This is a genomic window from Microcoleus sp. T3_B1, from assembly GCF_036700445.1.
In the GTDB taxonomy this organism is placed as follows: Bacteria; Cyanobacteriota; Cyanobacteriia; order Cyanobacteriales; family Microcoleaceae; genus Microcoleus.
Genome location: NZ_JAUBOX010000145.1, coordinates 1 through 9828 on the forward strand (window position 1 = coordinate 1; position 9828 = coordinate 9828).

Below are 9828 nucleotides of genomic sequence, written 5' to 3' on the forward strand. Positions count from 1 at the left end.
ACGGGTACAGATACACCAACGGGAACACCGACACCAACGGGTACAGATACACCAACGGGAACACCGACACCAACGGGTACAGATACACCAACGGGAACACCGACACCAACGGGTACAGATACACCAACGGGAACACCGACACCAACGGGTACAGATACACCAACGGGAACACCGACACCAACGGGTACAGATACACCAACGGGAACACCGACACCAACGGGAACACCATCAGGAACACCCACGCCAACGGGAACAGATACACCAACGGGAACACCGACACCAACGGGCACAGCGGGAACACCCACGGGAACACCGACACCATCGGGAACACCCACACCAACGGGAACAGATACACCATCGGGAACACCGACACCAACGGGAACACCCACACCAACGGGAACACCCACACCAACCGGAACGCCCACTCCAACCAACTTCTTCGATTATTCGTCGTCCCCCAACAGCCTTACTCAAAACTTCAGCAACATCACTCAACCTGTCACTATCATTGGCAGTCCCTTTAACGACAACTTCACCGGTACAAGCAACCCAGACAATATTAGCGGTAGCGATGGTGATGACATCCTTGATGGTGGCGCTGGCAATGACACCCTCAATGGCGGAGTTGGCAACAACACCTTCACCGGGGGAGTTGGCAATGACACCTTTATCTTTAATTCCCTTCCTGGTACTTTCGGCGGACAAAACCTAATTTTAGACTTCACCCCTGGAGAAGATAAATTACAACTTGATGTTGCCTTCGGTTTCACCTCACCGGAACAAGTGCTCGCAGCATTACAATCTACCCCTTCGGGTTTAGTCTTAAACTTAGGGAATGGTCAAACTATCTCTATCAAAGCCAATTCTCTCTCACCAAGCGACATCATTCTCTTTAGTAATTCCACAGCAACACCGACACCAACGGGAACACCTACACCATCGGTAACACCGACACCATCGGGAACACCCACTCCAACGGGAACCGATACACCATCGGGAACACCCACTCCAACGGGAACCGATACACCAACGGGAACCGATACACCATCGGGAACCGATACACCAACGGGAACCGATACACCAACGGGAACCGATACACCATCGGTAACACCAACACCAACGGGAACCGATACACCATCGGTAACGCCAACACCAACAACCAACAACATCCCCAATGACGACTGCATCTGCGATGACATTGCCTATCCCAATTTAAATCAACCTAACTCAGTTGAGAACACCATACTTGGTGTATCGGGAATTCAAATAGGCACTGCCCAAAACGATGAATTTCTCGGCACTAACAACGGCAATATATTCGATGCCAAATCTGGGAATGACAACTTATATGGTGGTGCCAGCAACGACATCTTTAATGGCAACCAAGGCAATGACTTCATCATCGGAGGCAAAGGTGACGACATCCTCTATGGAGATGGAGGAAACGACATCGTTCTTGGCGAATTGGGCAAGGATTTAATCTTCGGAGGCAAAGGCAATGACTTGTTACATGGTCGCGAAGGTATTGACATCATTTATGGCAACAAAGATGATGACTTCATCAATGGTGGCAAGGATAATGACGTTTTATATGGAGGCAAAGGTGACGACATCATCCTTGGTAGTCAAGGTGATGACAATCAGTTTGGACAGTTAGGTTCGGATACCCTCTGCGGCGGTGAAGGCAATGACTTAATCAACGGTGATGCAGGAGCAGATATTCTCGGAGGGTGCGAAGGAAATGATACTCTTTACGGAGGCCTAGATAACGATACTCTCACTGGTGGCAAAGGATCCGATTTGCTTGATGGAGGCGTGGGGAATGATAGTTTGATTGGCGGTAGCGGCAACGATATCTTTGCCTTAACAACTGGTCAAGGATTTGATATCATCGCTGATTTTACCATCGGTCAAGACTTGATTGGATTAAGCGGAGGTTTGAGTTTTGGTCAGTTAGCAATCACTCAAAATACTCAGGGAACTCTCATCAAAAATGTCTTGACAGGAGAGGAGTTAGGTGTGATGATTGGAGTGAGTGCCAATGCGATTACATCCGCTAATTTCCGGTTGATTTAGGAAATCAAGAAAAGTACGATCGCCCATTCGATTCAAAAGGACGATCGCACTTCTACCAATTTTAAAAGGTCTAGCAAAAATTTAACGATTATTCATACTTTCGGCCGCGCCACTGAGTAGGCTGATTCAACGCAGAAATTAGAATACGCAAAAACGCCAGCGGATCGGCTAAAGGTGACAGCCAAAACAGCCATTTACCCGATGCCTGACTTGTATCGTAGGAAGGTGCGATCGCGAAACACAAAGCCGATCGCACTGCAACCAAAAATACATTCAATCCCAACAGCCAAAAGTGCGGAAATACACCAACCGGCGGCAGCGAACCAAACAGCAAATAGCACAACACAATCGGCACCGGCAAACCTTGAACCGCCAGCAACAGCCACAAATCGCCCCAAATTTGAGCGCCAGAAGCAGCATCTTTCAAATCGAGCGATCGACCCCATTCATTCCAAGTCTCGATCGCCCCCTCATACATCCGCACCTTCAACACCTTAGCCCCATCCAAAAAGCCCACCTTAAAGCCCTTAGCAGCCGCATAGCGAGCCAGAGTCACATCATCGCAAAACGAACCCCTCGCGACCTCATAGCCCCCCAAAGCCACCAAAACCTCGCGCTTACACAAGAAACACTGACCGTTCGCCATCACCCGTTCCGGCACATCCCCGCCAGTCCCCGTGGGCCCGAACCGATAAACCAAAGTCATTAACAAAGCAGGTTGCAGCCACAACTCCCCCGGATACTTGAGGATAAACTGCGGCGACAGCGAAATCAAATCGTAATTTCCAGCCGCCGCCGTCTTCAGCAAACTCGCAATCAAACCCGGATGCGGCACAGTATCCGCATCTATCCCCAAAATCCACTCGCACTTCTCGGAACTTGCCAAAAAACCCGCATTCAGCGCCCAGGGACGCCCTACCCAACCCGCCGGCAGCGGATCGTCGTTAATCAAGCGAAACCGGGGGTCTTTTTGTGCTGCTGCTTTGACTAAATCTCCGGTTCCGTCTACCGAATAGCTGTCAACCACAATTACTTCTCGGAGTTCGTAACTTTGGCTGGTTAATCCTTCCAAACAAGGCGAAATGCGATCGGCTTCGTTCAAAGTCGGTACCACCGCAGTACAACTACCCAACAAATCCAGCGTCGGCGAATCCGGTTCCAGGGGCGGGATGCGCGATGGGCCTTTAATCAAACGCGACATCAGAAGGGCTGCAGCGGGCAATTGCAGCAGCAAGAGTGCGACAGCGATGATACTTGTCAGCGGTTGGGAGAACAGGTGAGGGGCGATCATGGGATTTTAGATTTTAGATTTTAGATTTTAGATTTTCAATTGAAGAATTGGGAATTACGGTTGGTGTCAATTTAAAAATTTAATAAAATTTTGACCTCAAACATATTACAGGAATTGGGAATGAAAAAATCGCCATTGAAAAACCCGGTTTCTACAAGAAACCGGGTTTTTAAACTAGCTCAAAATTTAGTGTAAATTTTTGCTAAATCAGCCGGGGTTGCTCACTAGCAACTCACTTACGCAAAACCCCCACGGGCTCAGGTGGAATTTGGGCCGTGAGAACAGATGTCTCCAAAGACGGCATTGTTTCTGTTACGTCACCTGTTGCGGGTTTAGCGATCCAGCTTAACGCGATCGCCGGAACTACACCCAGAAGCACCGCTAGCGATGTTGGGAACCAGAACCGAGAATCCAAGGAAACTACAGTGATAATTGCTCCGAAAGCAAAGTTTACCAAATAAACAATTAAGGGCAAACCCAATTCCGATCGCTCTAATTTAATCGGTGTTTTTCTCCACAAGAAAGCTGCTACAGACATAAATAGCGCCCCTGTACCCATCCAGCCAGCCAAATTGCGGTAAGGCATCCCAAAGAAAGCCCCAAGTTCCTCAAACTCCCAAAAAGGCACAGCAGTTTGACTCATCGCCGGATCTAGTACAAAATCCCAAGCTGTTAGCAGCAAAGCACCCAGGGCGATCGCCCCTATTTGGCGCACCCAATTGAGTTCACCTTTACCGCCAGCTACTCCAGCGCGAGCAATTATGTATGAAACCAGTCCCAGATAAAACCACGAGAGGGGAATTGTAAACGGAACCAGCCCTGCAATTTTGTAGCCCAAACCGCTCAAATAATGGTAGTGCCCGAAGGGAAAACCCGTACTCGTTCCCAACAACTCGCTACTCAAGGACAAAAACACAGAAGGCACTAAAAAAGCCAGAGTTGCACCCCAACCCAATGTCCGCAGGGAATAGAGAGCAACTGCTGCTGCACCAAAGATGATATAAACTACTCCACCCCCAGCCATCCCCCACTGGAATAGCGTTTGCCCTGCTGGTGGCAAACTCATCACCAATTCGGGACGGGGTAAAATCAGCAGCAACCCTGCCAATCCAAAAGCCATTGAGAAGACGTGGGCAATTAGGCAAAAGCGCTCAGCAATCAAAAGTTGCTTCATGGGACTCCTCGAAAAAATATTAGATGCAGAAAGCACTCTTAACAGTTTACAAACTTTAACAAAAAACCAACTGCATTTGAGTCAGTTGTCAATTGTCTGTTGTCTGTTGTCAGTTGACAGTTGTCAGTTGCCCTGCGCGGGCCCATGCCCTGCGCGGGCCCATGCCCTGCGCGGGCCGATTCCCAATTTCCGATAATTACCTCTGTTTTGTCACTTCGGGCGAGAGTATAGCGGTATGGTGCGTCGCTCATTGATAGTCGTAAATAATCAGAATTCTGGCGGCGACGCACCCTACTTTAATTAGAATAGGAGTAGGATAATCATCTCTACCGAAAGTGACTCAAGAGGGTTACTGCCAATTGCCCACAAGCACGAAAGGTGCCCAGAAATACGGATTCTGATACTGTGGGTTTTGCAACAGCGTTAATTGAGCGTTGCGGAGGGCTTCAGCTTTGCTGGTTTTAGAAGAAGCCAGTTGCTTGTAAAACTCAGCCATAAAGATAGCTGTAGATTCGTCGTTGACTTGCCAAAGGGTGGCGGCGGTGCTGCGGGCACCCGATCGAATTGCAGCCCCGGCCAAACCCAAAGCCGCGCGGTTATCGCCCGAAGCAGTTTCGCAAGCACTCAAAACCAAAAGTTCGATCGGCTGTTGTTTCTCCCCAGTGCGGGCTCGCAGTAGTCGATCGAACTCCTTAACATTCACTTTCTGATCCCAAGTCACAATAAAAGTATCCGCTGCATTCGAGCTAAACTGACCGTGAGTTGCCAAATGGACGATCGGGTAAGACAAAGCTTTAATTCGATCGTGCAACCGCCCGCTGACAAAATCTTCATTCAGCAGCGAACTCGCCGGCATCTCGGCTGCAATTTGCTGAACTTCCTCCTTCACCCCCGGCAAAGCCGAGAAGCCTTGACGCGCTTCCGAGAGGCCAGCGGTGATCACTTTTAACTTGACTTTGTTCAGCGGTTTCGGTGCCAGCAATTGCAATCCCGGCGCCAAAGCAATACTGTATTTTTCTACCAAAAACTTTTCACCGTCGTGCAGCACCGCCATCGGCAGATTCCGCAAGTAACCGTCGAGCACAAATACCAGGGTTTTAATCCCGGCGGCGGTCAAATCCGCCTCTGCGGGGCGGATTAACCAGTCATAAACCTGTTCAACGGGTAGCCTCCTGTTGCGGGGGAAAGCAGCAGGCCTGATGGTATTTTTGGCTTGTCTGAAGGCAGTTTCCAACTCAGCTTGAGACTTCTTCGTAGCGTAGCGGCGCAGAGGTTTGCCGGGAATTGACAAAATTACCTCCAAACGATCGCTCAAAATAATCGGATAAATCACCGCCGCAGTCGGATCAATTTCCTCGATCGACTTTGGTTTAGCATCAGCACAAGCATCCCGGAAAAAGTTGTCCAATTCTGCCAACTGCAAAGATTCCACCGTTTGGCGCGCTAGTTTCAATTTAGTTTGACTGGGAGATTCCTCTTGCAAAAGCAGCCCGACTAATTCCCGATAAACCGGTTCGGCACTTTCCCGAAACGAAAATTGCACTTCGGGATTGACTGTTACCAAATCGCCCCGCAAAGAAGACAGTACATTCACAGCTTGAGTATATTGAGCGATCGCCCCTTCTGTATTTCCCTGAGCTTTCCGAATCCGTCCCAGTTGCCAAAACAATTGATAAGCAATATCGGGAGATTGAAACGCCGGTGCTAAACTCAAAGCCTCAGTTGTGAGATTTTCCGCTTTCTGATACTGCTGTTGGATTTCTGATAGTTTGCCTTTGGCTGCCAGAATATAAGCTTGTATGCGTTTATCGCCCAAACTGTTTGCTCGTTCGACAGAGCGATCGAGCATGGTGTCAATATCGCTTAAACTCAAAGTTTTCGCAGGCGACTGAGCTAATTTCATCAAGCTTTGAGCTAGATTAATTTGAGCGTAAAGTCCGGCGCGGTTCGACCCAAATTGAGCGGTTTGAGGTTCGAGAGAACGCCACAAAGCCTCTGCTTCCGACCAATCTTTGCGATCGAGTAACAAACTCAATTGGTTTAACTTTGCCTGAATTTGTAGGGGCGATCGATCCGGCATCGCCTGGATCGATCGACCATAATACTCTAGGGCCAAGCGTTCCCAATCACCCCGCTGTTCTGGTGTCAAACCCGGTTTATTGCTTTTAGCCCGTACCGTATTTCCCAGATTGAGATAAATTGCCGCCTCCTCTGATCGGCTACCTAATTTTTGGGCTGCTTCGAGTCCCGCCGAAAGCACATCCTGCGATCGTTCCAGTTGTCCCAAAACCCGCAGTACCCGCCCTAAAGCATGAGTTGCCCGGACTTGTTCGATAGAAACAGACCCATTTTTCAAAGTTTCCAAACCCGCTGTCGAAACTTCGCAAGTTGGGTTTTCCAACTTGAAAGAAGCTAATAGCATTTTGCAAGCTCTGGGGTAAAGTCCCAGAATTTCCCAAGCCCGACTTTGATTAATTTGAGCTTGAAAAAGTTGGTTTTTTCTATCAATTTGCTCGAAAATTTTAGCAGCTTGCGTCCAAATATCGATCGCCTCTTGAGTCTGTCCGCGTTCAAGTTGCAACTGTCCTTGAATGTTGAGAGTTTCAGCCAAAATCCGCTGCTGTTCGGGAGTTTTGGCTTGTGTTCGCACTGCCGACAAACTCGAATTTACAGCTTTTTCTGCTTCTTCCCAAAGCCCCAACTGCCCGTAGGTTGCAGCTAAATTACTCAAAGCTGTGGCGCGATCGAGATTTTCGCCTTTTGCCTCAAAGGCCGCCGCCGCTTGCTGCAACAAAGGTACAGCTTCCGAAAAACGTTCCTCTTGGTACAGAGTTCGAGCTTGTCGAACAAGCTGCACCGTTTGTGGTGGATTAACCTGAGCAATTCCAGGAGGAATCGCAACTGCTAGCAGACAGGAAATCACAAATAACAGAATTACTTGCCGGAGCGATCGGGTAAACTTCATAGTTAGAAAATAAAATTACAACCGCAGACACACCTACTAATTAACCCAAATACATCTTATTCTTTATCTGCATTAATCCGCGTTAATCCGCCTACATCTGCGGTAAAAAAAACCTAATTTCAACGCGGCACACAACCCGAACTCGGTTGAGGATGGCGAGAGTCAGCAGCATGACCCGGATTATATCCAACAAGCATAACTTCTCCTTGAGCATTCACCACCCAACCTTGCGCCGGAACAACTTCCCGATCGGGGATTTCCCCTTCTTCCTTCTTCGCTCGATCGGTTACATCGGTTAAATCCTCTACATTCGTTGCCGAACTTCCTGCCTCTTCTACCCAAGGAAAGGGCGCTGGAGCGGTGCTGAGGGCATCATTAGGACTGGGTGGTACTCCTCCTTTCCCAGTAGCAGTAAATGCGCTCCCTGTCTCTTGCGTGCAGGGATTTGCCGCAATTAAAGCAGCCGGATCGACCACATTTTGCGGCAGTTCCACTAAACCTTGAGCGGGATTCACCCCAGAAGAACTAAATGTAACACTACCTTGCAAAGCCGGGCCGCTACTTTGGGAAATAGCCGCAATATCGCTGGTAGGAACTAGAGAAGTCGGACTTACTTGCAACGCTGCAAATTGAGCATCTGTTAATCCCAAATTACCTCGAACCTGTTCGCGAGTCACTGAGGTAAACCCGAAAACATTAGGGACATTAATATTAACGCGACCACCTTGAGCCGATCGCGCATTAGCAGTAATATCGCTATTTTCGTTGGGTAAAGCCACCAGAATATCGCTTTTAATGTTGATATTACCGCCGCCAGAACTACCTGCATCAGTTGTAATTCTGCTGGCTCGGCGTAACTGGACATCCCGTGCTTCAAGGTTAATATTTGCTCCGGCACCGGATTCAGTTCTACCGTCAATGCTGCTTAGGTTGTTAAGGGAAATTGAATCTGCTTTCACGTTAATGTTACCCGCCCCTCCTGAACCCAAGGCTCGCAGATTGAGTGTTCCCCCATTACGAAGAATCAATTGCCCCACATTCAGATTCAACGAACCTGCATTCGCCGTAGCATTGGGATTGATTACACCAGATGCAATCCCAACGGAAATCTGAATTTGACTGTTAAATTCACCTGAACCCGCATTACCTATAACTTCTACACGACCCCCATTAATCGTAATGCTGCCCGCATCTCCTGCACCTAAAGATGCCGTAGAAATAATTCCCCCATCCCGTAGAGTCATTACAGGTGTAGAAATGTTCATGCTCCCTCCGGGACTGGCAGAGTAGGCATCAGCGGAGATGAAACTAGCAGTCCGACTCCCATTTGCCAACACTCCAGAAATACCCTCGACTGTTACTGACTCAGAGCTTCTAATTGTTAAATTACCTCCTTGCCCCGCAGTTGTATTCAACGGTTGGTTGCCAACAACAGATCCGCTAGATAAACTAATTCCGCCTCCTTCAGAGATAATCAACCGCTTCGTGTCGATATTAATGTCCCCGGCTCTCCCCTTAGTGCTGATGGCGGTTGCGCCGATAAAGGTTGGGGTAGGATTGCCGTCGGGAGTTCGCAAAATTTCTACTGATTCGGAAGCTTGAATATTGATATTCCCCGCTGCTTCTTCACTGCGAGTAATGCTGACGATACCAGCGCCATCGCGCACTCTTAAACGTTCTCCCTCAAAGGTGAAACTTCCTCCCTTACCCGTACTCCCCGCAATTGTGCCACTGTTGATCCCAGAACCGGCCATATCAAAAACCCTGGCACGGAAGGTCATATTTCCGGCGTTGCCAGCACCTAACGTGGCGCTACCCAATACGCTTCCATTGTCTATCAGCAGTCGTCCTGTATCGATCGTGATGTTTCCGGCGTTTCCTGTGCCGTTGGTGCTAGTTACCAAAATAATTTGCGGGTCAAAAGGATTTATCGAGCCAGATATTGTAAACTTACTAATAAAGTTTTGAAAGCTCTCAACTCCAATTCCACTCAGTTCTACTGAGTCGGTAGCGCGGATATTGACAGCGCCCGCTACACCATTTTCTAATGCCAGCGTGGAGATTTGCGCTCCACCTTCGGCCCGAAAATTTTGAGCGTTAATGTCGATACCCCTACCATCGATATTTCCCAAAGTCAGTGCATAAATCTGCCCATTATTGAGGTTGACATTTCCACCTCGAATATCAACTTTGCCCCCACCGAGTCCACTGGTGTTGAGCACTGAGCCGTTGGTTATTTCAATATTAAGCTGTTGCACATTTAAACTGTGATACAATCATTACCCTTATTTTTGATTTTGCGACCCCATTTAATTATTAATT

At 48.5% G+C, this 9828-nt stretch carries 4 protein-coding genes and 1 pseudogene; 1 reads left to right on the plus strand and 4 read right to left on the minus strand.

The genetic code is table 11. The annotated features are described in order from the left end of the window. On the plus strand, positions 1 to 2076 hold a 2076-nt coding region (locus QT990_RS34645), incomplete at its 5' end, for a calcium-binding protein (RefSeq protein WP_333147838.1). A gap of 88 nt (positions 2077 to 2164) precedes the next feature. On the opposite strand, the gene cruG is transcribed toward QT990_RS34645, so the two are convergent. From cruG to QT990_RS34665, 4 genes and pseudogenes are all read right to left on the minus strand, one after another. Next, positions 2165 to 3367: a 2'-O-glycosyltransferase CruG gene (gene cruG / locus QT990_RS34650; protein ID WP_333147835.1), complete on the minus strand. Its 1203-nt coding sequence runs from the start codon at positions 3365 to 3367 to the stop codon at positions 2165 to 2167. Positions 3368 to 3599: 232 nt separating this feature from the next. Further along, the gene (gene cruF, locus QT990_RS34655; RefSeq protein ID WP_333147833.1) at positions 3600 to 4541 is read right to left on the minus strand and encodes a gamma-carotene 1'-hydroxylase CruF; all 942 of its coding nucleotides are present in this window, start codon (positions 4539 to 4541) and stop codon (positions 3600 to 3602) included. A gap of 349 nt (positions 4542 to 4890) precedes the next feature. After that, entirely contained in the window at positions 4891 to 7506 is a 2616-nt protein-coding gene (locus QT990_RS34660) for a CHAT domain-containing protein (RefSeq protein WP_333147829.1), read from the minus strand. A 119-nt stretch (positions 7507 to 7625) separates the two neighbouring features. Continuing rightward, a pseudogene (locus QT990_RS34665) lies at positions 7626 to 9764 on the minus strand (beta strand repeat-containing protein); the annotation flags it as partial. Positions 9765 to 9828: the final 64 nt, after the last annotated feature.